A 26,427-nucleotide genomic window follows, 5' to 3' on the forward strand; every position below is an offset into this window, starting at 1 on the left:
CCTGTTGTTTAAACAAGTTTTTTTATTCGACCAAAAAGCAGCTGTTTCCGATAAACTCCCTGAGTATTGATGTAAGAGGTATATCCTTCTCGTCTTCAATGGGCAAAAAGTAGTCCAGGAGCTTTAAAAGATAAGAGGCGACGATATATTCCGGGTCATCCTTTGTAATCTGCTTTAATAAAGGCTCCGCGTATTTTTTCAAGACCGCCAGCTCGTAAATTAGTGCCGAATTAAACATCACATCGGCTTCCTCCTGGAAGGCAAAAATGTGCCTTTGCGCACCCCTTTGCACCGAAGGCCACATGGAAATGGTCTTTTTGGCATCGGCACCCCGGCACCGGCTGTCTCTGACTATTCGCCTAATTAACCGCGTATCGGTTGTGGAAATTCTGTTGTGGTTATCTATGGAAATTTGCGTCAGGGCGCTCACGTAGATTTTAAATTTGTTTTCCTTGGGTATCAGGGCGGTAAGTTTTTCATTAAGCCCGTGAATACCCTCTATAACTATGGGCTGGTCATTTTCAATTTTAGTAGGTATTGCGGAAAATTCCCGGGTGCCTTTTATAAAATTATACTTTGGAAGGTAAACTTCCTTCCCCTGAATGAGGGCGGCAAGGTGATGGTTAAAAAGTCTAATGTCAATGGCTTCCAATGCTTCAAAATCCGGTTTTCCATCCTCGCCAAGGGGTGTTTTGTCTCTATCCACAAAGTAATTGTCGAGGGAAATGGAAATGGGTTTTAACCCGTTTACCCTGAGCTGAACCATAAGCCTCTGGGCAAAGGTGGTTTTACCCGAAGAGGAAGGCCCCGCTATCAGGATAACCCTGAGCCTTTCCCTGTTTTCGGCGATCATATCGGCTATCTGGGCTATCTTTTTTTCGTGAAGGGCTTCCGCTATTCTTATTATTTCCCCCGCCATGCCCTTTGATATGTAATCGTTTAAAGCTCCCGCATCGGCAATTTCGAGGATATGAGCCCACCTTTCAGCCTCCCTGAAGATTCGCGAAAGTTTTGGCTGTTCCTTGAAGGGTGCCACTTCCACGGGTTTTTCGATAGATGGAAATTGAAGGATAATCCCGGGAAGGTAGAATTTTAGCTTAAACCATTTTAAAAAACCGGTGGAAGGAACCATATAACCGTAGAAAAAGTCCTTAAAACCATCCAATTCATAAAGATGTATGTGGTCTTTTTTCAGGTATTTTAATACCCTTACTTTGTCCTCGCATCCCTGTTTTTTGAAATACAAAAGGGCTTCTTCCATCGGAACGCTAAGTCTTTTAATAGGATGATTTTTCTCTACCATCTCTCTCATTCTTTTTTCGATCATTTCTACTTCGTCCTGTCCGATGGGTGACTTCCAGTAAACTTCGGTGTACAGCGCATCGCCGAGGGAGTGCTCTATATGAACCCTGCAGTCCGGAAGAACATCATGACAGGCTTTTATAAAAAGCAGGGTAAGGCTTCTTACATAAATCTTCATACCCGTATCTTCAGTCATATCAATAAACCTTACTCTTGTATCTTCCTTTACCATGTAGTTTAACTCACAGAGGACATTGCCTACCGAAGCAGCGGTAACGGGATAGGGAAATTTTTCTTTATGTTTTTCGTAAATTTCCAGAAGGGTAATGGGACTTTCGAATTCCAGTTCGCCTATTCTTTCTACGTAAATCTTCACCCTTCATCACCCCTTAAAAATATCTTTTAGTATTTACATTATAACATAAGTTTTTTTAAAAAAGAAAAAAGGGCGACTTTTCGCCCTTTTATATGAAAAGGTTTAGATTTGCTTCATCTGCCTCGGCAAGATATGTGGCAACTCCCGCAAAATCTATGCCGTCTACAAGTTCTTCCTTCCTTATACCCATTACATCCATGGACATGGTACAGGCAATTAACCTTACGCCGAGCGCTTTGGCATTTTCTATAAGTTCCGTTAGAGTATTCACGTTTTTCTTTTTCATGATATATTTCATCATTTTGGCTCCAAGCCCTCCGAAATTCATCTTGGAGAGGCCCAGCCTTTCGGCACCCCGGGGCATCATTTTGCCGAACATATTTTCGAGAAAACCTTTTTTGACTTTTGCTCCCTCCGGTTTTCTCAAAATGTTCAAGCCCCAGAAGGTAAAAAACATCGTCACCTCATCCCCCATGGCAGCAGCTCCATTGGCTATGATAAAGGCTGCCATGGCTTTATCTAAGTCCCCGGAAAAGACTATAATTGTCTTTTTAGCCATAGTTACCTCCTACACCTTTTTTACTTTGGCTACTATTACATCGCCCTTGTCTTCAAGGCTTAAAAGTTCGTTTTTGGTCTTTTTACACCAGGCCTGCACGTCGCTGTAAAATCCCTTATCCGTCGCTTCTACCACTACCACATCCCCGGGTTCTGCGGATTTGATAGCATTGAAAAGCTGTACTATTGGACCCGGGCACTGCAGACATTTTGCATCCACGTGAATTTCTTTCATTTTTGCATCTCCTCCTTAAAATTATTCCAGCTCAAAAGGCCATGCGGTTACTCCGCCGTCCAATATTTTAATATTTTCAAATCCGAGGTGCTTTAACGTCCTGTAGGCAAGGTACGCCCTTAAGCCCACCTTACAAATAAGGATGGTCTCTTTATCCCTGTTGATTTCGCTTGCCCTTTTTTCTAACTCGTTAAGCGGAATATTCTTTGCTCCGGGTATGGCTCCAGTTAAGAATTCCGCTTCAGTTCTAACATCGATGATTTGAAGGTCAGGACTGCCGAGTTTTTCTTTTAGCGCAAGAGGAGAAATTCCTTCCACCCTGCCGGTAAGCTTATTTACTGCTACGTTTGCGGCAACTATGGTAGAAGACAGTGCCATGGAGAAAGGCGGTGCATAAGCGAGATCAATTTTTGCCAGGTCTTCAACGGTACCCTTCAGGGTTATCAATGTGGCAAGGATATCAATGGGTTTATCCACTACGCCTTCTCCTATCACCTGTCCGCCGAGAACCCGGTGGGTTTTCTTATCTACGATGAGTTTTGTCACAATCGTCTTATGCCCGGGGTAATAGTGTGCTCTGTCGTTTGCCGGAACTAGAACGGTGATGTAATCGTAACCGAGAGCCTTCGCATCCCTTTCGGAAAGTCCGGTTCTTGCCGCATTCAGCTCAAAAAGTTTTACAACAGTGGTGCCAAGAACCCCTTTTAACGAATCCTTTTCTCCCTTTGGGAAAAGGTTTAATGCAGCAACCCTGCCCATTTTATTCGAGGTAGAACCCATGGGATACCAGGCGGGTGAATTTGTAATAAGGTTTATATTCTCCGCACAATCGCCTACTGCGAAAATGTCGGGGATATTCGTTTCCATGTGCTCGTTTACTTTTATGGCTCCTTTTACTCCAAGTTCTATGCCGGCTTCTTTTGCAAGCTCTGTATTCGGAAGGACGCCGATGGAAAGAAGCACAAGTTCCGTATCGATTTTCCTCTTATCGGTTACCAATGCGGTAACTTTTCCGTCAGTTCCTTCTATCGCAACCGCTTTTTCTCCGGTGAAGATTGTAATACCCTTTTTCTCAAGGTAGCTCTGGGCAAGAAGGGCAATCTCCCGGTCAAAATTGGGCAATATCTGATCTAAAAGTTCCACAAGGGTTACCTTTACTCCCTGCTGGGTAAGGTTTTCAGCTACTTCAAGGCCTATAAAACCTCCGCCAACCACCGTCGCATTTTTTACCCCGTATTTTTCCACCTGTTCCCTTATTCCTACCGCATCGTCAATGCTCCTTAACTTAAATACATTCTTCAAATCAGCGCCGGGTATTGGAGGAACAATGGGTTTTGCACCAGTAGCAATAACCAGCTTATCGTAGAAAAAGTCCCTGGTTTCTCCGGTGGTAAGATCCTTTACAATCACCCTTTTTTCCGAGGGAATGATCCTTTCCGCTTTATGCTTTAATAAAATTTCTACCTTTCTTTCCTTGAATTTTTCCGGGTTCATTACCGTCAAATGGGATTTTTCCTTTATCACATTGCCGATATAATAGGGCAGTCCGCATCCCGCATAGGAGACATATTCTTCTTCGGTGATAACCTTTACCTCTACATCAGGATATTCCCTCACTGCCTTGGCCGCGGTTTTCGTGCCTGCGGCTACTCCGCCGATGATTAAAATCTTTTTTTTCATAATTTCCCCTCTTTCCTTTAATTTGTGAAAAACTTCTCTTTTTTCGGCAAAATATACTAAGTGAAATTATTATAACAATTATAATAAAATTTGGTATTTTTTTAAATTGAAATTTTTTTCATTTATTCGTTTGATTCTTTTATTATTATATTATGATTTTTGGATATAATAAATGTCGATTATGATACTTTTTAAAAAGAAAACAGGGGAATTTTGGCGTTTTTCCCCATTTTCTTTTAAATATCCTTCTTTTTCTTGTTATTTTGTGTATTACCTGCTGGCGCCACCACCGCCGCCGGAGCCTCCGCCGAAACCTCCAAATCCTTCGCCGGATCCTCCGGAAAATCCTCCGAATCCGCCGAACCCTCCGAAGCCGCCGCCACCGAAAGGTCCGAAGGGACCCCTGATTATTGGACCTCCCCCTCCTCCGAAAGGCGGTCTTCGGAAAAATCTTCTGGGTCTAATGAAGAAAAAGTAGATAATGAGAAATACGATAATTATCTTAAATATTTCGCCTATTCCTATTTCATCCTCTTTTGAACCGTAATCCTGTAATTTTTCAAGCCCTTCTTTATTCAAATCCATATTGTATTCCTTCGCCACTTCGGCAGCCACCGCAAAAAAGGTGTCGTATATACCCTTTGAGTAATTTTTTTCTTCAAAAGCGGGAAGCGCGTAGGTATCCAATATGAAACCCGCTTTTCCGTCATTTATTGCACCCTCAAGGCCATAGCCCACTTCTATCCTTATCCTGCCTTTTTTATTCAAAAGAAGGTTTTCCTTATTTACCAGGATCAAAATACCGTTATTTTTTTCCTTATCCCCTATACCCCAGCTTCTGAAAAGCTCTAAAGAATAATCCTCTATCGTCCATCCGTCAAGGCTTCCTATCGTCACCACTACAATTTGTGCACCTGTCAAATCATCTATTTTCTTTGCTATTTTTCTCATTTCTTCCTCGGAATTTTCATCAATGAGTTCTGCAAAATCAAAAATATATATATTTGAAGCCGGTTTTTGCGGAACCGGTTCTGCTTTTACTAAACTGGATGTATTAAACCCTGTTAATGACAAGAATAGGATAGCTAACAAAACAGTTAGTAAAATGTATTTTCCCCGGTAATTTTCTTTATAAAACAACATTTTTCTATCCCCTTCACCGGTTAAAATTTGACTTTGGGGACTTCTTTTGCGCCTTCTTCAGACTTAAAATATTCCTTCATCTCAAATCCAAAAAGTCTTGCAAATATGTTTGTGGGAAATGTCCTTATTTTTGTATTGTAGATTTGCACCGCATTGTTGTAATCCATGCGGGCAACCGCAATCCTGTTTTCAGTCCCGGCCAGCTCATCAGCAAGCTGCCTGAAGTTGGCATCCGCTTTTAAATTAGGGTAGTTTTCTACTATTGCAAGAAGCCTTGATAAAGCTCCGGAAAGCTCCGCATCCGCCTCAGCTTTTTCTGCCACGCTCCCGGCCCCGATTAGCTTTTCCCTTGCTTTTGTAACCTGCTCAAAAATCTCTTTTTCATGGGAGGCATAACCCTTTACCGTCTCCACCAGGTTAGGTATCAAATCCGCTCTCCTTTGCAGCTGGTTTTCCACCTGGCTCCATTTGGCGTTTATATTTTCTTCACTTTTTACCAGGCTGTTGTAGGTGCCCCATATATTCATAAAAATTAAAACCATTATTATTACCAGAGCCAGAGTGATTTTTGATATTTTTAAAGCCAACTTATTGACCCCCTTCAATTTTTCTTTATTTTTTCTTCTATATTATGATTATACCAGTAAAAAATTAAAAAGAAATAACATATTTTACGCATAATGTGGTTCAAATGGCAAAAGATAATAAAAAGTCAAAGAAAAATTTTTATAAAAAATATACTGTATACATGTCCAGATTTTTTGTGGTGAAAAATTATTTTTTTGTTAATTTCAGTTACATCAATTTTAAAATTGTAAGTAGGCATAAAATTATATCAAATTCTACGAGTTTACAATTTATTAAAAATTCAAGGAGGTTTGGTTATGTTCAAAAAGACGATAGCCCTTATCACCATCGCCCTTTTATTAACGGCTGCAATAGCAGGTTGCGCCGGTAAAAGCGGCGGTCAGCAAGCCGGTGGACAAAAATTCATCACCATCGCTACCGGCGGTACCGCGGGAACTTACTTCCCCCTCGGTGGCGCACTGGCTGACATCTGGAATAAAAATATTAAGGGGGTAAACGCTACTGCTCAGAGCACCGGTGCTTCGGTAGCAAACGTAAACCTCTTAAGGGATGGAAAAGCTGATGTAATCTTCGTGCAAAACGATATAGCCTACTACGCTGCCAACGGTACTGAAATGTTCAAAGACAATAAATACGAAGACATTAAAGGCCTTACAACCCTTTACCCCGAAACCATTCAGATCGTCACCTTAGCCGGTAAAAACATCAAGAGTGTAGCCGACCTGAAGGGCAAAAAAGTAGCGGTAGGCGCAGCAGGAAGCGGTGCTGAAGCCAACGCAAGACAGATTTTAGAAGCTGCAGGAATCACCTACAACGATATTAGCGCACAATATTTAAGCTTTGCCGAAGCCGCTAACAACCTGAAAGATGGTAACATCGATGCAGCATTCTTGACAGCAGGATTCCCGACAGCTGCGGTTCAGGACATAGCGGCATCCAAGAAAATTGAGCTTATTTCCCTTGACGATGCTCTGGTATCCAAGTTAATGGAGAAATACCCCTACTACACAAAGATTGTAATACCCGCTAACACTTACAGCGGTGTAGATCATGATGTGAACACAGTTGCAGTAAAGGCTATGCTTGCTGTAAGCTCCAAGATGGATGAAGAAACAGCTTACAACCTGGTAAAGACCATGTATGCTAACCTGGATAGATTAAAGGCTGCTCACAAAGCCGGCGAGCAGATCAAGCAGGAAACCGGTAAAGAAGGAATGTCAATACCTCTTCATCCCGGTGCTGAAAAATTCTTCAAAGAAATTGGAAAATAATAGTTTAAATATAAAGGAGGGCAAATTGAGCATTGGACTAGGTCCAATGCTCAATTTATGAAAAAAAGGATTGACGTATTTTTCTTTTTTTTGGTGCTGGTCATTGCAGTTTTCTTTTCCTTTTACAGAGTAGAAAAAAAAGTGATTTTAACGGTATACAATGCGGACAACGGCAAAACCATTCAGATTCCTCTGCAAAACAACGAATTTACCCATGTTTTTATTCATTCCATTCAAAAAACCCCGGTGTATGAGGATTTTAAAGTAGAAAATAATAAAAAACTTCATTTAATAAGGACCAGGTATTTTTCTCTGGGAATAGGGCTTCCCTATGCGGAAGAAGGCAAATTTGAAAACAAAAACGGCGAATTTGTAATGGAAATGAATAGATTTTTTGATACTCTTCCTATCCGGGTATCTCCATTGAAGGGCCATGGAATAATTGCCAATGGAATTATGTATAATTTTCTCGACTTTTCAAAACCAAATGATTTAATAGTAATAAGTGCAAAAGAGCGATGGACCATAAAAAATATAAAAGGAGGGAGTTAATAGATGACGGAAAAAATACGCGAAGAAGCCGCTGTAGACAGTCAGGAGATATTGAGAAAATTTGATAAAGAATCCGATTACAGAGTTTTGAAGGGATTTGCTGCAAAAATAGTAAGCGCTATTGCCATCACCTTTTCGCTATTCCAGCTTTACACTGCAATTTTCGGTGTTCTCGACGCAATGATTCAGCGTTCCATTCACGTAGCCTTTGGTTTTTGCTTGATCTTCCTCTTATACCCGGCAAAAAGCGATTGGCCAAGAGACAGAATACATCCCGTAGATTTTATCCTATCCATCCTGGGAGCTGCCGTTCCTTTATACATCACCGTTTTTTACAAGCAGTTAGTATTAAGAGCAGGAACGGTTACAACCGTAGATTATATTGTTGGAGCCATTGGCGTTTTGCTCGTTCTTGAAGCAGCAAGAAGGGTAGTTGGTCTTCCCATAGTTACTATTGCAAGCTTATTTATTATCTACGCATTGATAGGCCCCTACATTCCCGGCCAGCTTGCCCACAGGGGTGCGGATCTTCCAACCCTTGTTCAGCATCTTTTCTATACAACGGAAGGTATTTTCGGCATACCCATAGGCGTTTCATCTACATTTATTTTCCTGTTTATACTTTTCGGTGCGTACCTTGAAAAAACTGGACTCGGACAGCTTTTCATAGACCTGGCCAACGCCATTGCAGGATGGGCTTCCGGAGGACCCGCAAAAGTAGCAGTTTTATCCAGCGGACTTATGGGAACGGTTTCGGGAAGCTCGGTGGCGAACGTAGTAGGTACCGGAAGCTTTACAATTCCAATGATGAAAAGGCTGGGCTATAAGCCGGAGTTTGCAGGCGCAGTAGAGGCAACCGCTTCGACGGGTGGACAGCTCATGCCGCCTATCATGGGTGCGGCAGCCTTTTTAATGGCGGAGTTTACAAAAATCCCCTACTCCAGGATAATAGGAGCCGCTGCCATCCCGGCACTTCTTTACTACTTCGGTGTTTGGACGGGTGTTCATTTGGAGGCAAAACGCCTCGGTCTTCGCGGATTGAGCAAAGAAGAATTACCCAAATTCAAGGAAATAGTATTAGAAAGAGGACACCTCATAATTCCCCTTGTGGCAATCGTTTACCTTCTGGTAACCGGCTTTACGCCCATGAAGGCAGCTTTATACGCCATATTCCTTTCAATTATTTCCGCTATGCTAAGGAAAAATACCAGGATTAGTCTTACCGATATTATTAACGGTTTGGAACAGGGTGCAAGAAGTGCTCTTGGCGTAATTGCCGCAACCGCCTGTGCAGGCATTATCATCGGTGTGGTTACCCTTACGGGATTAGGTCTGAAACTTGGCACATCCCTGGTAGATTTAGCAAACGGCAAATTATTCTTAACTTTGTTCTTTACCATGATAACTTCTTTAATTCTCGGAATGGGAGTACCCACAACCGCAAACTATGTAATAACTTCAACCATTGCAGCTCCTGCACTTTTAATGCTAAATGTTCCGGTACTTGCCGCCCATATGTTTGCTTTCTACTTTGGTATAATCGCTGACGTTACACCACCCGTAGCCCTCGCAGCTTTTGCAGGTGCGGGTATAGCAAAGGCAAATCCCTTAAAAACGGGATTGAATGCTTCAAAGCTTGCTATCGCGGCATTCCTTGTTCCCTACATTTTCGTCTACAATCCCGCACTTTTGTTGATAAACGTTCAACCGTTAGAAATAATCTGGATTATCATTACCTCTATAATAGGAATAGTTGGAGTATCCTCGGCGGTGTCGGGGTATTTAATCACCAATCAGAGCATAGTTGAAAGGCTTATTTTCTTCATCGGCGGTATCCTGCTCGTTACTCCGGGATTAAAAACAGATATAATCGGCGCTGCATTGCTGGTAATCGGATACCTGGTACAAAGAAGTAAACTTTCAAAAACCGCAAAATCTCACTAAGTGAAAAATAGGAGGAACGAAAAATTCCTCCTATTTTTTTACTTATTCGGGCTTTAATTTTTGGGAGAATTTTAATAAAATGTTTTAAGAAGGGAGGATAGCCATGAACGAATTCATAAATTTAATAAAAACTCGAAGAAGTATAAGACGTTTTTTACCCGAGCAGATAAAGGATGAGGAATTACAAACCATTATCGATGCGGCGATACACGCCCCCAGCGGGCATAATGAACAGCCCTGGCATTTTACGGTAATACAAAACAAAGAATTGCTGGATCATTTTAATGCGGTTATAAAAAAGCTGATGTCCGAATCCGGAGTAGATTGGATATCCGCTATAGGGCGAAGTGAAAAAAGCCATATTTTCCACCATGCACCTACGGTAATAATAGTATCCGGCAAAAAAGGCGCTTACTCTGCCTTAGTGGACTGCAGCGCTGCAACTCAAAACATGCTGCTTGCGGCCCACAGCATGGGTATTGGCTCCTGTTGGATAGGACTTGTAAATTTTCTTTTTAAAATAAAAGAGGAGGTGCAAAAACTTTCCATTCCGGAAGGCTACGAACCCTTTTACGCAATTGCCTTAGGATATCCCGATCCGTCCTTTCAGCCCCGCCAAATTGAACGCAAAAAAGACGTGGTAAATTACATTAAATAAAAAATTATTGCCCGGGAAAAGCCGGGCTTTTACTTTATTTTTATTCATTTAATAGCAACATGAAGCCTTCCAAAAATTTTTTAACATTTACCTTTCCTCTCTCCTTAGACCTGCCCTTTAAAAAATCCATTTCCTTTCTTACCTCTTTATAATCAAACAAAATATTTGCATATCTTAAAAGCTGTTCGTTGTCGTAATTTTCCATTCCCTGCATTGCAAGGTTGCTCAGGGCTTTGGAAATAGCCCTCCTCATCCTCATTTCAATTGCCTTTATATCGCTGGATTTTTTGGATCCTGTATTTTCGTAGTAATCGCTCAAAAACTGATATATCTCCTGCATACCCAGATTATTTCGCTTTATATAATCGTAGTTCTCCAGTAAAATTTTAATATCCTCGGCTCCGGTTTCTGCGAGGATGCCGATATCGGCTAAAATGTAATCAATTCTTTTTGTGGTAGGACATTTTTCCTGTTCGATTTTTTTATTATCTACAATTGCCACGGTTTCCTTGATTTTATCAAGGGTATTCTTCATCTTTATCAGTTCTTCCACCTTTGAAATTACCTTTACGGTTTCCATCACGTTTATGGGTTTTTTAATGAAAAATTCTATCCCGCTTTCATAAGCCTTGCCCACCATGCTCTTTGTTTCCACCTGGGAAATCATAATAAAATAGGTATTTAAAGCCCTTTCTTTCGCTTCCTTTACTATTTCCACCCCATCTTTTCCGGGAAGTAAAAGGTCAATTAGTACAATGTCGGGCTTTACGGATAGGATTTTTTTGAAAGCTTCCTCGCCCTCTTCCGCTTCCGCCACAATTTCTCCCAAACGGTAATTCTCCACAATTCCCGATAAGATCCTCCTTATTGCTTTATCGTCGTCCACCACCATTATTCTAAACTCCAAAGGATCCACTCTCCTTTTAAATCCTGGAAAAATACCTTTCATCATAAGGGATTTCTATAAAAAAGGTTGTCCCCTTTTGTCTTGCCGTTTTTACTTCCACCTTGCCTTCCATTTCTTCTACCAAGTTTTTTACATGAGTGAGTCCTAACCCTGTAGAAAGCTCACCGTTTTCCAGCATTTTCGTAGAAAAACCCGGGTCAAAAATAAAAGGCAGGTCCTTTTTGTCTATACCGTATCCGTTATCGCTGACGGTTATAAAAATCTTATTTTTATTTTCATCAAGATTTACGATAACATTTATAATTCCTCTTTCATTATCTACGGCATCCAAAGCATTTGAAATTAAATTTCCTATTATTGATAAAAAAACAAAATAATTTTTTATTATAAAATTTTTATTATACCGCAATTTCAGCTGAACCTTTTTATTGTAAACTTTCATCCACCTTTCGGTATTAATTTTAATCACATCAAAAAGTGAATTTAACGACATTCCGTCTTTTTCTTCGTCGGGGATTATCTGGGAAAACCCCGAGTTTATCCTCAAGTAATCTTTTTTTATTTCATGAATTTCCTTTGCCAGGTTCAACGCCCTCTTTTTAATCCTAAAAATCTCTTCTTTACTTACCTCACCGCCCAGCTTATTGTATATTTCATAGCTTTCCTTCATCGCGTTCTCCAAATCCATGGTGGATTTTTTTAAGAAGATAAGTTCTGCCTTCAATTGGGATAAAAGGTCCAGGAGTTCCGCATACCTTCTCTCGTGTTCCTCTTTTACTGCAATATTTTTATACCTTTCCAGTAACCAGTAAAGGGAAAAAGTAATAATCGCCCTTAAAATACCTACTCCTACTAAAAAGGTGAATATCTCCTGAAAGTATTTTAAGCTGAGCTCCCTTCTTATCATAAGCTCTACAATATTTCCCGCAATATCGGCTAAGCTCATGGCAGCGACGAAGTTGACGGGGAGGGTAAGAAGGTCTTTTATCTTCAATAATTTTAAAAAAACGCCGTAAGCAAAATAAAACATCATCGCCGGGAAATGCAAATGAACGGCTACTTCCATTGGAGAACCTTTTACCAGTATTCCGAGAATTACTCTGAAAATGAAGACAGTTACACCTGCAAAAAAAATAAGCAGCATTTCTTCTATATCTTTAAAATATAAAATTAAAAAGGAAATTCCTACAACGCCTATGGTAAAGCGAAAAGGGGTTCCGAAGGGATAAAAATATACTTCCCCGAGAATGGCGGTAAGCCAGCCGGCAATTAATAACTCCTTTTTATACCGTATTATTGTTTTAATTATCTTTTCTACAAAAAAGCCTTCCTGCGGTTTTGTCAAAGACTGTTCCTCCCGATAACACTTTATATAAAAAATTGTGGATATCCTTATCTATTATACTGCAATTTTTATCTTTAAAAAATATCAAAAAAAATACCGGCAACTTTGCCGGTTAGATGAATGATTTTAATAATTTATGATTTACATTACTTATTACCGCATGGGATACCAGTAGACCTTCCTCTACTTCTTTAATACCACTGGCTACTGCGGATTTTACTGCTCCTATTTCACCTAAGATGATTACAAGGGATTTTCCACCCATCCCCCTTGCAAGCCTTATTTCAGAAACTACTACATTTGCTCCTTTTGCTGCTGCATCCGCTGCTTTAATAGCCGAAGCAACGCTGAAAGTTTCTATAAGTCCTAAGGATTGTTTTTCTAAACTAATTTCAGATGTTCCATATAATGCTGTAAATAACGATTCGTGAGGATTAGGAATCAAAAGTTCATCCACAACTCCATCTTTAAATTCTTCTTTCCCCGCCTGAAGGGCATTTTTTACTGCTCCCACATCACCGGTAATTAATATTACAAATTTGCCCGGGCAAACGCTTGTTGCAGTAATTAACTCTATAGGTGCCGATTTTAGTATTTTATCTGATGCTACAAGGCCTCTCGTAATCTCTCGAAATTCTAAAAGCCCTAAAGCTTTCATATGTAAATTTCCTCCTTATTCGTTTTTAATCGTTATAGCGATTTCGTCAATTTCGGTAACAATGCCATCAATACTTGCATGAATATTTGCTCCATGCTGTCCTTCTTTAACTTCTGCTATGAGTTCATTTTTATTTACTTTATCTCCTACTTTTACTATCGGAACTGCTGGGCTTCCGGCATGTTGTTTTAATAATATTTTTACTTCCCTTGCATTAATTTTCACATCGGTAAAATCCGCATGATGATAATAATCAGATAATCCCAATCGAATAAGCAGTTTTCGAGCTGAAAATTTTCTATTTTCCCTTTCAGGCCTTTCTACTTCAACGGGCTTTTTATTATATCTCACTTTTTTCTCGGAAAGTATCTTTTTAACGTTTGCATTTACACTTCTTGGACTAAGCCCCATTGGACACGTTATTTCACAAAGGCCACATTCCGAACAAAGTAAGGCATTTGTTAATGATTCTACATCCATTAATCCAAAAGAGACAGTACGCATAATTTTATGAGGTTCTAATCTATGGCCTAATAAATATCTGGGACATAAATCGGTACACATCCTGCATTGACAACAAGCGGTTCTTGCTCTTTTGAGCTGTACATCTATTTTAATTCTTCTTGAATTGTAAGGTAGGGTATTAACGGGTACAACCAGAAGGGCTGATGTTGTTTTTGTTACTACATCATCAAGACCTACTTCTTTCCCCATCATCGGGCCGCCGTCTATCAATATAAAATCCTTTGTTATAGGCCCTCCCGATAAATCGAGAAGTTCATTAAACTTCATTCCTATAGGAACTTTCAATACCATAGGGTATTTTACCGCTCCACTTATAGTAACAAATTTTTCGGTTACGGGTACTTCATCATAATAAGCTTTTTTAATATTAAATAGAGTTTCTACGTTGTGAACAACAACTCCCACATCAAGAGGAATTCCAGCCATCGGAATTTTTTTCCCTAAAACTTCGTAAACAATTACATGTTCATCTCCTGCAGGATAAAAATCGCTTAACTCAAAAATTTCCATATCCTCGTAATTTTTGATTTTTTCGGAAAGCGCTTTTTTACAATCTTCATACTTCTTTTTGATGGCTATAATACCTTTTTTTGCTCCGGTAGCCTGCATTGCTAGCTGCAAACCCTTTAATACTTCATCAGCATACGTCATTATTAATGCCTGGTTTGTAAAAAGTAGAGGTTCACACTCGGCAAAATTTGCGATTACCGCATCACATTTACTATTTAATTTAATATGGGCAGGGAAGCCAGCACCCCCCGCCCCTACAACTCCAGAATTTTTTACCTTCTCTATTATTTCATTATTAATACTCATTTGACATCAATCCTTTTTAGTTAAATGATTCTAAAAGCATCTACCAGTACGCATCTTCTCTGTCTTGTAAAGTTTTTCGCAGAGGTAAGTCCTTCACCGGTAGGTCCTGCTATTGTAAAGGTTGTATAACCTTCTCCGCCTGAACCTATCCCGGCATAAGAAGGGGCATTTTTTACAAAAATGGTGGTCTGAATGGCTCTTGCAAAATTCGTCATATTATCTATATTTTTGGAATGCATTATTGCAGTATGCCTGTTTCCTCCCTCTGCTCTAACCGCAAGTTCTATGGCTTCCTCTACATTTGGAACCCTGACAAAAGGCAGTACCGGCATTAACTGTTCATGATGCACAAGGGGATGATCCTGCTCAACGGGCATTACCACAAGCCTTACATCATTTCCTACCTCTATACCTATCTGTTTCAATATATACGATGCATCTTTGCCAATTAAATCTTTATTTACACTAAAATTTTCATCAAAGATTAGACTGGTCATTTTATCTATATCTTTACCCCTTAATATATAAGCCCCTTCCCTTGCTAACCTTTCTAAAAGCCTGTCAGCAATGGATTCTACAGCTATCAATTCTTTTTCAGCAATGCAGGGAAGGTTATTATCAAAACTTGCTCCGCATATAATATCGTGGGCAGCTTTTATGATATCCGCAGTTTCATCAACTACTACGGGTGGATTACCCGCTCCCGCACCTATTACCTTTTTACCTGATTTTAAAGCTTCATAAACAACTGCTTTTCCCCCGGTTACACAAAGAAGGTTAATCTTAGGATGGGACATTAATGCTTTAGCGGTATCAATGGTAGGTTCAACAATTGTTGTTACCAAATTCTTAGGTCCCCCAGCCTTAATTATTGCTTCATTTATAATTTCTACTGCTTTATTTGAACATAATTTAGCAGAAGGATGGGGGTTAAATACCACTGCATTGCCCGCTGCAAGCATACTTATTGAATTATTAATTATTGTAGCTGTTGGATTTGTGACAGGTGTTATTGAACCGATAACTCCTACCGGAGCCATTTCTACAAGAGTCAAACCGTGATCCCCGGTCCAGCAAAAAGGCTTTAAATCTTCTGTCCCAGGAGTCTTTTTTGCTGCTAAAATATTTTTAACAATTTTATCTTCAACGCGACCCCTGCCCGTCTCTTTCACAGCTAATTCTGCTAAATACCTTGCATTGTTCATACTGGCTTCCCTTATTTCCTGAATTATTTCTTCCCTTTTCTCCAGATCCAGCATGGCAAACTTCTTTTGAGCCCTTGATGCTGCCTCTACAGCATTATCCAAATTATTAAATATTCCGTATTCTTCCCTCGTACTTTCCTGACTCCCTATATTTAATTCTTCAATTATTTTTTTGGCAATTGTTGCAACAATTTTTTCATCTATCATTAAAATTACCTCCTTTAGATTAAATTGCTGAAATTCCAGCCTTTGCAACTATCTCATCTTCATTTACAGTTCCCCCGCTTACACCGATTGCGCCAATCACCTTTTCGTATTTTATTACAGGAATACCCCCTCCGAAAGTAATAATTCTTCCATTCCAAGCATTATTTATTCCGAACAATTCCCCTTCCGGCTTTGCAAGTTCCGAAAGCCTGGAGGTTTCCATTTTCAGCATAACAGCTGTAAACGCCTTATTTATAGCAATTTCTATACTTGCAAGCAAAGCTTCATCCATTCTATGAAAGGCAATTAAATTTCCTCCGGAATCTACAACAGCTATGCACATAGGTTTATTTATTTCCCTTGCTTTTTCCTCAGCCTTTTTTAGCATCTTTAAGGCTGCATTTAAGTCTAAACTTAAAGGGAATTCTTTTTGTTCCATAGCATTTAAAACCTCACATGATATTTTCTTTTTAATTTCTTCCAAAGATTTTTTTATTACTTCTTCCTTTTCTTGATAGAGGGAAAGGGTAAATAGAAAATCAGACAATCTGTTCAAATATCTTATTATTTCAGGACGAATATCCTGCTCCTCCGATAGTCTAACTACACACCTCTCCGCCCTTCTTGCAACCGTTCTTGCAATATGCAGAGAAGATGAAGAAGAATAAGGTCCGGGTATTACAAAATCCTTTTTAAACTCAATCTCTTCCATTAATTCATCTATTTTTTCTTCCAGCCATTTTACATCATCGTCGGTTATCCTTTCTTTTAAAATTCCTTCCGGGTTTTTACAGGCAAGTTCCGCACCTAACTTAAACAGTTCCTTTTCTATTTTAAAAAGATACCCTTTGGCTTTTTGAGTATTTACATTGGAACGTGCAAAAGCAATAATCGCTAATACTTCATCAACTGTCCCGTAAGCCTCTACCCTTATATCGTATTTTTTTACCCTTTCTCCTCCAAAGAGGCTTGTTTCCCCTTTGTCTCCTTTTTTCGTATAAATTTTCATGAACTACCCCTCTTTTTCAATATATTTCTATTTCATCTATAATACCTATTACCGCAGCATCAACAGGGGCATTAGCATCATTCATTATTTTTGTAGCCGTACTTCCTGTCACCAAAAGGACCGTTTCCCCTATTCCAGCACCTACGCTGTCTACTGCAACGAGGTATTTTTCTTCTTCGAGCAATTCGCCGTATTCATTCTTCTTATTAATCGGTTTTACTACTAAAAGTTTTGCTCCCGTAAGTCCTTCATTTTTCTTTGTGGCGACTACATTACCTACAACCTTTGCAATTATCACCTTACCACCTCAGCCTCTATAAATTTTTAAAGAATTCTCCCTAATATAATCCGCTGCAAGAGGAGTAATCACTGCATTCTTAGGGATATGGATTTCATCATATTTTCCTTGATATATAGTAAGATCTTCTCTCGTAACGATACTTCTCTCAATATATACCTTTTTTACAGGTTTATCTTCCTTGTATTTGTCTTCCAAAGAGGATATTTCATCATCTTTTTTATTCAAAAAAAGCGTATTTAATATTTTACATTTTAAATCGGAAGCTTCACACAAAATTACTCCATATTTCTCAATCTTTGTTAAAATTTCACTATAAGCATCTCTCAGCCCTTTTCCCATCCAAATAAAACCCATATCCTGCCAGGGTTTTAAACATGGATCTGCGGCATCCTTAGTAGCAAATACAGGAATCCCACACATCAGCGCATCAATAATTATTTGAGTAGTTAAATTGTCTAAGAAAAGATTTGCAACCTTTGACGCAGTATTTCTTGTAAGTACCGCAATAACTACAGCTTTAAATTCCTTTAAAAATTCTTTTATATTAATATCCTCTTCTCCATCAATAATCACTTTTTCCGCTTCCAATTTTTTAGAAATTTCATCGATATCATGTACTTTGGCAGCATTTTCAGTAAACAATAAGGAATAAACGAAGTCCTGTTCTTTTTTAAGTTTAATCAACTGATTTATGGAAACATTCGCATTCACTTTTCCACCTGTTACAACTACCAGGATTTTTGTTTTATAATATTTTTTTAAAACCTCTAAGACGATTTCTTTTATTCTTTCCTCTAAATCCATAAATACCATCCCCCTTTAAGGGCAAGAAAGAGCTATTCCCAAAGGAGTAATGAAAAGCGGGTATTTTGGAACTACAGCTTTAATACCGAGGGTATTTTCTACAATGTCCTTTAATCCGTAAAGAGCACTTGCACCTCCGACGAGATAAATCGTATCCACATTGAAACCTTTTATATGTCTTTTTATAATTTCCGTTACCTTTTCCATTGTTGGTTTCAAAATGGGAAAAAGCTTTTTTTGATTTTTCTCATCCAATTTCATGGTTTCCGCGTCATCAAAAGAAATATTGAAGTGTCCCGATAGCACCAGGGTAAAATGAGTTCCTCCGGTGGGCTCATCCGCTGTATAAATTACCTTCCCATCCTGTAACACCGATATACCGGTAGTTCCTCCACCGATATCAACAACAGCACCCTCTGAAACTCCAAGAACCCTTGCTGCAGCAGTGGGTTCATCTACAATGTTTAATACTTCTAAGCCAGCCGATTCAACTACATACATTGTCGCTTTTGAATCAGCTATGCCGGTCCCAGGTGGTACAGCACATGCCCCCTTCAAAAGTTCTGTCTGTAATTCTCCATTCAATTCCTCAATCATCTTAGCCACAATATTTCTTGCCCCGATAAAGTCGACTACAAGCCCATCCTTAACTACTTGAGCTCTTTGCATTTTTCCTGCTACGGGCTCTCCTTTATCATCGATTACTGCAACGACTATATTTGCAGTACCTAAATCTACACCTACTCTGTAATTCCCAGCTTTTTTTAAAGGCTGCGAGTTTACACAGGAGGCGAACATCTCACATAATTTTTCACCGTATAGACTATTCATAAAATTCTCCTTCCGTTTTCAAAGAAAGAATTGAAACTCACTCGATAATAATAAAACCTTTACTTCCGCTTTTTACACCTGAAGCATTAGCCTCATCCGTATCGATATGCATTTCTAAAACAAAATTAGGAGAAACCCTAGCAAGAACTTTATCAAATATTACCCTTCTCTCCCCTTCTACTAAAACCTTTAAAAAGCTTTTATCCTTAATTCCGTTTTTCTCTGCAAACCACGTTGGAATATGTATGTGACGCATTGCTGCAATTACACCACTTTCTATTCTTATACCACCCATCGGCCCTACTATAATACATCCAGAAGTTCCTTCATGATTTCCCGAATCTCTTACCAAAGGTTCTATTCCCAGGGTAAAACCATCGGTTTTGGAAATTTCTACCTGAGTCTTTTTTCTTACAGGACCTAAAATTCTCACATTTTGTAAAATTCCTTTAGGCCCCACTATCATTACCGTTTCCTTTGCTGCAAATTCCCCGGGTTGCATCAATTCTCTTAATGGAGTTAATTTATAACCCTTACCAAACAACTTTTCAACATGTTCCGAAGATAAATGAACATGCCTTGCAGAGACATTAATTACAACTTCTTCCATCTTTTTTGACTTAAAATCTATTTCAGATTTTACTTTTTCTACTATTTTTTGAACAATTGCATCAAAGTCATATTCTTTAAACAATTATTTCACCTCTTCATTAAAATCAGTTTTTACATTCTCCTCTCTTTCTCTGTAATGTATGCACAAACTCCGCGGCTCGCCTTTTTTTCTCGGGCATTCAGGATCTTTGCACAAGTTACATGTAGGTTCTCTATTTTCAATGTTTGAAATTTCTTCATTCTCATCAGCATTTTTTACTATTTGAATATCAGTTTTTTCATTTTCTTTAATGCCTTCTTTTTTCTCATCCTTCTTATTTATTTTTTCCTTTTTTTCACTTTCTTCAAAGTAATCTTCTACCTGATTATCTGGCCTTGGTATTACGTGAACTGCGTAAACCTTACCTACTCTTTCAGCCGCAGCCTTACCCGCTTCTACCGCAGCTTTTACGGCCCCTACATCGCCTGTAAATTTTACCGTAGTTAGACCTCCACCTCTTGCAAGTTCATATCCTATTAATTTTACATTTGCAGCCTTTACGCCGGCATCTGCAGCTTCAATTGCAGCTACCAAACCTACCGTTTCAATTAAACCTAAAGCTTTCTTTTCCTGCACAATCTCCCTCCTTTTTTAAAATTTTAGCGGCATATTTTTAACAAGCCTCGCTGCATTTGCTCCTAATAATCTATATTCATCAATAGTGCCCAAGTTGGGATAAATTTTCATGATGGGTCTGCTATAAGGCATTTTGGCATGTTGAAGTACGCAAATCCCATCTTTCCCTATGAATATTCCAATATTAACCCTCGAATCTCTTGCAGCATTCACTGCCATGTATTCCGGTTCTTCACCGAATTTTAAATCGATTTCAAAGGGTACACCTTCTTCTTCCAATCCTTCACATATTCTTTTTAAAAAAGGTTTTACCGAATCCTTATCTTCACAATAAATTTTCACCGCAGGCTTTATTTCTTCAAAAACCCTCATTTTAATTATCCCACCCCGAAAGCACTAACCCCGTTGCTACGGCATTTCTTGGCCCTTCTGTTCCCCTGATATTTCCTCTTCCCGCAACAATTCCGAAATTTGCCAATGTATCCGAAATCATCTCTGGGATTTCAAAATCCAAAGCTGAACCCCCTACCATTATTACAAAATCAATTAATCTTATATTACCTGAAGGTGCTACCTTAGAAAGAGCTCTAATAGCATTTGTAACGAATACTTTTTTCTTTGCATTACGCCTTACTTCCCTTATTTTTTCCATATGTAATTCTGCTGGTAGAGGAATTAAATCTCCCTCTTTCAATAAACATACTCTTGCAAAGGTTTGGGGGTCCAGGGGTTTATCAAAAAACCTGACCGTCCCATCTTCAAGCCTTATGGAAAACAGGCTTTCTACTTTTGCAACGGGGTAGCGTTTTATATCTTCAACCATTTGTTTATCGGAAATACCTAATTCTGCAGCAATTAACATGTTTACCATTTCTCCGGCTCCCGCAAGGTGAACGCTTTTCACTTCTCTTTTTTTGTTCATTAATGCAGCATCGGTAGAACCTCCGCCTAAATCGAGTATTGCAACGGGAACATCGGTGCCCGGTGTTGTTAAAGCTCCTAAAATTGCCATATTAGCCTCTACACCTGCTATTTCAACAGGAATATTTAACTCTTTTTCTACTTTTTCAGCTACTTTTTCCATTGGCAGTTTTGAGCTCTTTACCATTGCTGCTATAGCTACTGCATCTTCCGAAAAAAACTCATTTGCAATACCTCCGGTTACTTTTTGATGTACAAGGGTATCAACTGCTAAAATATCTTGAATTTTTATTTCCTTTTGATTTTGAAAGGTTACATCAGCCATAATTTCCTTTACCCTTGAAATCAAGCCACCAACATTTGTAGAAGGAGCTCCTTCAGCATCAACTAAGGGCCAAATCTGTTCTACCGCCTGCATTACCTTTTCGGCGCCTTCTTCCAAATCCACAAATACAGTAGAATTCGGCCCTTTCAATTTTAAGCTTCCTGCAGGTATTTTTCTTTCCTGCACATCTCCCTGCGGAGTTTTTATTACAACAGCTGAACGGTTTCCTATTAGCGCTCTTGCAATGGGTACCACATTTTTTGTCTCTTCAGGGTTTAAATTAAAAACAGATGCTATTCCGTAAGGATTTGAAAGAGTTTTAATACTAAATCCCTGTTCCGCCACTTCTACACATGCCTGCATGTTTAACGGCACCTTTTCAATAAGGGCAACTTCATCCACAATAGGAATTTTTTTTATTAACCTGTTTGAAATTAACACTCCGTCATCTTTTTGAACTATAGCTCCTTGAACATCAATACCCTTTCCCAATGCCTGATTTATTATTCTTGCTGCATCCTCGTAATCCACATTCTTCGGCACTACAGCTATTACCTTTTCACCGGGTTTTTGCAAAGATAATTCGAATATGGGGGTAGTCTTACCTACCCCCAATCCTACTCCACCCGGTGTCGATGGATTGTGACCGATCATTGTAGATTCGGTAATAATCGTTTCCGTTATCGCTTCCATTGCTACATCAGCAATTACAGGTGTAGCTTCATTTAACCTTAAAAGCTTTACGTCCTTCATATCTATCCTGGCTTTTTTTACAGCATTTTCTAAAGCAAATCTTATACCCACTACGTTGTCCGGCGTTCCCTTTATACCTGTAGTTTTTGAAATACCGCTTGCTAAAAACACTGGCTTGTTGTTAATGATCTTTGCAAGAGCAACTTCAGTGGTATTATTTCCAATATCGACACCTGCAATAATCATTTTTATGCCCCCAAAAATTTATTTCGTATAATTATTTCTTTACTCCATTCCCTTTAATCTCTTTCTTCTTTCGTATACATCTGCGGCTTCTCTTACAAAAGCAGCGCAAATCGGTGCATCAAATTTTTTTTCTAACTCTTCTGCTATAGCTAATAATTCTTCTTTTGTGGATCTATAAGGTCTTAAGGCATTGTATATTTCCAATATCCTTTCATCGGGCACCCTGGTAAGCTCTGCAGCCCTCCTCAAATTGTTTGCAAATTGTTTTCTTCCTACTTTCTCCGCAATTTCTGCCTGCATTAAAAGAGTTTCAGGAGAAATCCTTAAATCGTCTGCTTTAACATTTCCTTTAAGCACTTCTTCAAGGGTTATATTAGTAAAACTTTTCCCCGTAGCTGACTTCAAAAGTTCGGGATGTTTCTGGGATAAGGGGTAATCTTTGTTAGGTTCTAAACCAAATCTTTCTCCGCACTTTTTCGGTTCTGTTTTAACCTCTTCTTTTTTTCCTCCCAATTCTTTTAAAACCTGTCTTACTATTTCTTCAAGGGATTTTTCATCTATCATCAATTTACGCCTCCTTTGCCGAAGGATACCTTGAGCTCGATGGGTTTTGAACCTGGTTTTACAAACTGGGTCTCGAAGTTATGCATTACAGCAGCTTTTGCCTGAAATTTTGGCCTTGCCATCTGGTCGTTCATAACAGGTACAGGCGTAGGGGATTCACCTTTAGCGTAAAGTGCCGCATTTTTCCCTATAGCCCTATAGGTATCGAGGGTTAAAACAGGACATTGAGGAAAAAGTTCAAGATTATTTAAGGGCTGCAGATCTTTATGATGTATTACCGTTGTTCCTCTTGATTGAATTCCGATACCCACTCCTGAACCTGAAAGCTTTGCTGCGGTATGGGCGATGAAAGCTACATCAGCAGTATGTTTTACTCTAATTATTCTTGCTCTCAACCCTTCTTCAGCAATACCTGCCATAATTTCCCGTAATATATCCGAAAGTGGTATACCTACGATATTCTCGTGAAATTTGACTCCAAAGGCGGGCGAAATTCCTATTACAACTTCATCTTCTTTGGCTCCCTTTTGTGCAGGACCAACTTCTTCCAAAATAAGTTCTCTACCTTCTGGTTTGAAAGAAACCGTTTTTTCTGTCAAATCTGTTTTTTCAGTTGATAACCTTTTTAATACCTCTTTTACTACTTCTTCAACAAGAACTTCGGTATTAATCATTACTTACGCCCTCCCTTCCTTTTTGTCGAAATCTTCGGGCTTTAATGCTTGAGGAATATTTTTGATTTCATTCCATCTATCTGCAGATAGCCTGTAACCGGTTCCCGGGCCTTTATAATCATTAGGATTATTTACCGCTGAGTCGATATTAAAATTCCTGTCAAGGACTGCGGAAGTATGTAGATAGTCTCCGGCAATTCTTTGCTTTAACATGTTGAGTATATTTTCTGCGACATCTTTAAATCCGCTTTCAACAAGGGCTTTTACAATATCAAGCCCCGTAACACCTCTATTCATTAGCTCGGTAGCTGCTTTAATATCTTCGTTTACATCCCTCAAAGGCATATCCTTTGAACCGTGAGCATAGGTTGCAGCTTCAACCTCTTCATCGGTAATAGGTGGAAGCCCAAGCTTTTTAAATACTGCCTGTAAAGCTCTGGCAGCTTTATTTCTTACAGCAATTACCTCTTCCTCCGTTACGGGTTTTAATCCTCCATCTACCATCAAATCCCTTTGAAGTGCAAGATAATCATCTACATCTTCAATGTCAAAATTTGAACCGGCGAACATATTGTCGTAGTTTGGAACAGCACTGTAACCGGAGAAAATAAGGTCGGTACCGGGCAGCATCAAAAGCAGGGTCCTCGCAGTGCGTCTTATATCAGAATGAGAAAAAGTCTGGTCACTACCCGATGCAACTTCGAGGTCGAGCATAGTAGTAATTAAGTTTTCTGCTGCCACAATTCTTATACCCGAAGGAACAGCTCCAGGAACTCCTATACAGCTAATGGAACCGTTCTGTAACCCTTGTACACCCGCTCCTCGTGTTATCATGATACACCTTGCTTCAAGGTAAAGCATGGACTTGCCTTCAGCATAGCCCATCTGAACTTCAGAGCCCGTGCCCGACGTAAATCTCATCTTTAAACCGCGAGAGGCATATGCCGAAGCAAGAAACGCTTTTGACCAGGGTGTATCGTCTCCATCCACAAAAACCTGTTCCGTGCCGTATACTGAAATGGTTTCAGCATAGGATGTAAATCCCCTCATACCGATAGTCAGCTCAAAGGCTTCTTCGAGAGCACACTGAGTTAAAACTCCTCCTCTACCTGTTTGAGAACCAATAAGCAAAGCTAAAGCATTGAAGGGAGCATATCTTGTAATACCTACTGTGGTTTCTTCTTCATCAAAACCTCTTAAAGCGCCTTCTGCTGCATCTGCTGCTATTAGCACGGGGTTATCCCTTAAATTCGTTACATGACACTGATTGCCTGGTCTTTTCCTTGCACGCATTTTCTGAATTGCCATCATAATTTCAACAACATTTAATTGTTTGACAACATCAACAATTTTTGCGGGTGTAAGCCCGCTTGCTATTTTTATTACCTCTTCTCTCGGAACATTTACATCGACTAACATTTTTGCTATATCCAAGCTGTCCATTTTCATCGCTTTTTCTGCCATTTCGATATCTATAGCGTAATCGGCAATGAACTGCTCGATCATATCAAAGTCTTCTCTTTTTTTGCCATCCATTTCAACGATCTTTCCGTTTTCTATTTTTATACTGGGCTTTGGATCGTTGGGGCTATCCACCGCTATTAATCCTACTTCCGGCCATTCAGCTACAAATCCATCTTTATTGACGGGCCTTTCGGCCAACACTTGAAAGCGTTTGGACTTCAAGCTAAAGCCCTCCTTCCCTTTCCAATAAAATTAAATGTACGGTACTCCCAATGATTTTGGTTCTTCTCCTAAGGTAGCAAGTAATTTTTTACCCACTTCCCTTGCCGCAATCAACGCCTGTCTTACAGCACCGGAATCCCCGGAAATAAACAGAATGGCTTCATTTGAAAAGCTCGTTCCCTTTGCGGGACTTGCATAACCTACCACATCTACTTCCGCTGCTTTGACTGCCGTATCGCAGCAGACAACCCCTATGGCTGCAGGAGCACCGACGATTAAACCAAATGCTTTTCCTAAGGGAGCGCCAAAAGCTTTTTCTATAGCATAACTTGCCCTTGCGGTATATTGAAATTCAAGATGACCCGCATCATTAGCATAAACATCCCCGAAGGTTCTCGGAAGTTCCTTTAAAGCCACTTCAATTGCTCTTCTTGCGTCTGAAACTTCCTCTGCCCCGAATATAATTAAACAACCGTGACCTGCCCCACCTTTGGTATCTCTTGCAAGTTCCACTGAAATAATCTCGGTATTTGTGGCCTTTACCGCTTCGTCAGCTGCCATTATTTGAGGTCCTGCTCCGGTTCTACCGCCTAAAATCCCAATCGAACGGAATCTTTTGTCAAGACCCATTTTTTCTTGAAGTTCGGAATCGATATTTGCTATTACTAGCCCTATGGTATCGCCAATGGAAGTTCCTACAAATTCCGTAATGCCGGGATTTGTTAATGCCGGTCCAGCAGTTTTTTTCTCTTCTTTACCTACTTTATCAAGTACCTCCTGCACCACTTTCTTAATCATCAATTCATCCACCTTATTTCACCTCCTGAAAAATTTTCATTAATTTATTCAGCTTTTGGAAGAATTTTCTCAACATCGCTGTGAGGACGCGGAATGACATGGACAGACACTACTTCCCCTACTTTTCTTGCCGCTGCAGCACCGGCATCGGTAGCAGCTTTTGTAGCACCTACATCACCGCGAACCATTACCGTAACAAGTCCTGACCCTATCTTTTCATAACCGATAAGCTTTACGTTTGCAGCCTTTACCATAGCATCCGCTGCTTCGATAGCTGGAATTAAACCTTTTGTTTCCACCATACCCAATGCTTCACCGTTCATCTAAAAAGCACCTCCAAAAATTTTTTTACTTTTTACTTGATTTTTCAACAAATA

General features: G+C 39.5%; 28 protein-coding genes. 4 read left to right on the forward strand and 24 right to left on the reverse strand.

Going from position 1 to position 26,427, the window contains the following annotated elements; translation table 11 throughout:
- Positions 1-22: 22 nt before the first annotated feature.
- The 6 genes from ACPLOV_RS01220 to ACPLOV_RS01245 form a co-directional block, all read right to left on the reverse strand.
- Positions 23-1,678, reverse strand: coding sequence for a nucleoside kinase (locus ACPLOV_RS01220; protein ID WP_424910369.1), 1,656 nt, complete (start codon positions 1,676-1,678; stop codon positions 23-25).
- 88 nt (positions 1,679-1,766) lie between these two features.
- The gene (locus ACPLOV_RS01225) at positions 1,767-2,237 is read right to left on the reverse strand and encodes a DsrE/DsrF/DrsH-like family protein (protein ID WP_424909701.1); all 471 of its coding nucleotides are present in this window, start codon (positions 2,235-2,237) and stop codon (positions 1,767-1,769) included.
- A gap of 9 nt (positions 2,238-2,246) precedes the next feature.
- Positions 2,247-2,471, reverse strand: coding sequence for a sulfurtransferase TusA family protein (locus ACPLOV_RS01230; RefSeq protein WP_424909702.1), 225 nt, complete (start codon positions 2,469-2,471; stop codon positions 2,247-2,249).
- Positions 2,472-2,492: 21 nt separating this feature from the next.
- The gene (locus ACPLOV_RS01235) at positions 2,493-4,151 is read right to left on the reverse strand and encodes an FAD-dependent oxidoreductase (RefSeq protein WP_424909703.1); all 1,659 of its coding nucleotides are present in this window, start codon (positions 4,149-4,151) and stop codon (positions 2,493-2,495) included.
- Between the two features lie 270 nt (positions 4,152-4,421).
- Positions 4,422-5,294 (reverse strand): TPM domain-containing protein, encoded by an 873-nt coding sequence (locus ACPLOV_RS01240; RefSeq protein ID WP_424910370.1) that lies wholly within the window; start codon positions 5,292-5,294, stop codon positions 4,422-4,424.
- A 20-nt stretch (positions 5,295-5,314) separates the two neighbouring features.
- Positions 5,315-5,836: a LemA family protein gene (locus tag ACPLOV_RS01245; RefSeq protein ID WP_424909621.1), complete on the reverse strand. Its 522-nt coding sequence runs from the start codon at positions 5,834-5,836 to the stop codon at positions 5,315-5,317.
- A gap of 342 nt (positions 5,837-6,178) precedes the next feature.
- Between ACPLOV_RS01245 and ACPLOV_RS01250 the strand changes: the two genes are divergently transcribed.
- The 4 genes from ACPLOV_RS01250 (at position 6,179) to ACPLOV_RS01265 (ending at position 10,307) form a co-directional block, all read left to right on the forward strand.
- A complete protein-coding gene (locus ACPLOV_RS01250) occupies positions 6,179-7,153 on the forward strand; it encodes a TAXI family TRAP transporter solute-binding subunit (protein ID WP_424909614.1) in 975 nt (324 codons plus the stop codon).
- Positions 7,154-7,210: 57 nt separating this feature from the next.
- On the forward strand, positions 7,211-7,705 hold the full coding sequence (locus ACPLOV_RS01255) for a DUF1850 domain-containing protein (protein ID WP_424910372.1): 495 nt from the start codon (positions 7,211-7,213) through the stop codon (positions 7,703-7,705).
- Positions 7,706-7,708: 3 nt separating this feature from the next.
- Positions 7,709-9,649: a TRAP transporter permease gene (locus ACPLOV_RS01260; RefSeq protein WP_424910373.1), complete on the forward strand. Its 1,941-nt coding sequence runs from the start codon at positions 7,709-7,711 to the stop codon at positions 9,647-9,649.
- Between the two features lie 103 nt (positions 9,650-9,752).
- A complete protein-coding gene (locus ACPLOV_RS01265; protein WP_424909617.1) occupies positions 9,753-10,307 on the forward strand; it encodes a nitroreductase family protein in 555 nt (184 codons plus the stop codon).
- Positions 10,308-10,347: 40 nt separating this feature from the next.
- Here ACPLOV_RS01265 and ACPLOV_RS01270 read toward each other — a convergent pair whose 3' ends face one another.
- From ACPLOV_RS01270 to eutM, 18 genes are all read right to left on the reverse strand, one after another.
- Entirely contained in the window at positions 10,348-11,214 is an 867-nt protein-coding gene (locus tag ACPLOV_RS01270) for a response regulator (RefSeq protein WP_424909618.1), read from the reverse strand.
- Positions 11,215-11,230: 16 nt separating this feature from the next.
- Positions 11,231-12,559 (reverse strand): ATP-binding protein, encoded by a 1,329-nt coding sequence (locus ACPLOV_RS01275; RefSeq protein WP_424910374.1) that lies wholly within the window; start codon positions 12,557-12,559, stop codon positions 11,231-11,233.
- A gap of 112 nt (positions 12,560-12,671) precedes the next feature.
- On the reverse strand, positions 12,672-13,217 hold the full coding sequence (locus ACPLOV_RS01280) for a BMC domain-containing protein (RefSeq protein WP_424910375.1): 546 nt from the start codon (positions 13,215-13,217) through the stop codon (positions 12,672-12,674).
- A gap of 15 nt (positions 13,218-13,232) precedes the next feature.
- Positions 13,233-14,558: a 4Fe-4S dicluster domain-containing protein gene (locus tag ACPLOV_RS01285; RefSeq protein ID WP_424910376.1), complete on the reverse strand. Its 1,326-nt coding sequence runs from the start codon at positions 14,556-14,558 to the stop codon at positions 13,233-13,235.
- Between the two features lie 20 nt (positions 14,559-14,578).
- Entirely contained in the window at positions 14,579-15,970 is a 1,392-nt protein-coding gene (locus tag ACPLOV_RS01290) for an aldehyde dehydrogenase family protein (RefSeq protein WP_424910377.1), read from the reverse strand.
- A gap of 19 nt (positions 15,971-15,989) precedes the next feature.
- A complete protein-coding gene (locus ACPLOV_RS01295) occupies positions 15,990-16,979 on the reverse strand; it encodes a cob(I)yrinic acid a,c-diamide adenosyltransferase (protein ID WP_424910378.1) in 990 nt (329 codons plus the stop codon).
- A 16-nt stretch (positions 16,980-16,995) separates the two neighbouring features.
- Positions 16,996-17,277 (reverse strand): EutN/CcmL family microcompartment protein, encoded by a 282-nt coding sequence (locus tag ACPLOV_RS01300; RefSeq protein WP_424910379.1) that lies wholly within the window; start codon positions 17,275-17,277, stop codon positions 16,996-16,998.
- A 9-nt stretch (positions 17,278-17,286) separates the two neighbouring features.
- A complete protein-coding gene (locus tag ACPLOV_RS01305) occupies positions 17,287-18,084 on the reverse strand; it encodes a flavoprotein (protein WP_424910380.1) in 798 nt (265 codons plus the stop codon).
- Positions 18,085-18,099: 15 nt separating this feature from the next.
- Positions 18,100-18,915 (reverse strand): ethanolamine utilization protein EutJ, encoded by an 816-nt coding sequence (gene eutJ / locus ACPLOV_RS01310; RefSeq protein WP_424910381.1) that lies wholly within the window; start codon positions 18,913-18,915, stop codon positions 18,100-18,102.
- A gap of 37 nt (positions 18,916-18,952) precedes the next feature.
- Entirely contained in the window at positions 18,953-19,525 is a 573-nt protein-coding gene (locus ACPLOV_RS01315) for a phosphate propanoyltransferase (protein ID WP_424910503.1), read from the reverse strand.
- An 84-nt stretch (positions 19,526-19,609) separates the two neighbouring features.
- On the reverse strand, positions 19,610-20,143 hold the full coding sequence (locus ACPLOV_RS01320) for a BMC domain-containing protein (protein ID WP_424910382.1): 534 nt from the start codon (positions 20,141-20,143) through the stop codon (positions 19,610-19,612).
- Between the two features lie 15 nt (positions 20,144-20,158).
- Positions 20,159-20,515 carry a glycerol dehydratase reactivase beta/small subunit family protein gene (locus ACPLOV_RS01325; RefSeq protein WP_424910383.1) on the reverse strand — a complete coding sequence of 119 codons (357 nt, stop codon included), beginning with the start codon at positions 20,513-20,515 and terminating at the stop codon, positions 20,159-20,161.
- 1 nt (position 20,516) lies between these two features.
- Positions 20,517-22,328, reverse strand: a complete 1,812-nt coding sequence (locus tag ACPLOV_RS01330) for a diol dehydratase reactivase subunit alpha (protein WP_424910384.1) — start codon at positions 22,326-22,328, stop codon at positions 20,517-20,519.
- Between the two features lie 39 nt (positions 22,329-22,367).
- Entirely contained in the window at positions 22,368-22,892 is a 525-nt protein-coding gene (locus ACPLOV_RS01335) for a diol dehydratase small subunit (protein WP_424910385.1), read from the reverse strand.
- Positions 22,892-23,566 carry a propanediol/glycerol family dehydratase medium subunit gene (locus tag ACPLOV_RS01340; protein WP_424910386.1) on the reverse strand — a complete coding sequence of 225 codons (675 nt, stop codon included), beginning with the start codon at positions 23,564-23,566 and terminating at the stop codon, positions 22,892-22,894. Before ACPLOV_RS01340 ends, ACPLOV_RS01335 begins: the two co-directional genes overlap by 1 nt.
- Before the next feature lie 3 nt (positions 23,567-23,569).
- Positions 23,570-25,252 carry a propanediol/glycerol family dehydratase large subunit gene (locus ACPLOV_RS01345; RefSeq protein WP_424910387.1) on the reverse strand — a complete coding sequence of 561 codons (1,683 nt, stop codon included), beginning with the start codon at positions 25,250-25,252 and terminating at the stop codon, positions 23,570-23,572.
- A gap of 30 nt (positions 25,253-25,282) precedes the next feature.
- Positions 25,283-26,062: a propanediol utilization microcompartment protein PduB gene (pduB, locus tag ACPLOV_RS01350; protein ID WP_424910388.1), complete on the reverse strand. Its 780-nt coding sequence runs from the start codon at positions 26,060-26,062 to the stop codon at positions 25,283-25,285.
- A 32-nt stretch (positions 26,063-26,094) separates the two neighbouring features.
- Positions 26,095-26,373 (reverse strand): ethanolamine utilization microcompartment protein EutM, encoded by a 279-nt coding sequence (eutM, locus tag ACPLOV_RS01355; protein ID WP_073258493.1) that lies wholly within the window; start codon positions 26,371-26,373, stop codon positions 26,095-26,097.
- Positions 26,374-26,427 lie beyond the last annotated feature (54 nt).

This window comes from Thermovenabulum sp., assembly GCF_049723235.1.
GTDB lineage: Bacteria > Bacillota > Thermosediminibacteria > Thermosediminibacterales > Thermosediminibacteraceae > Thermovenabulum.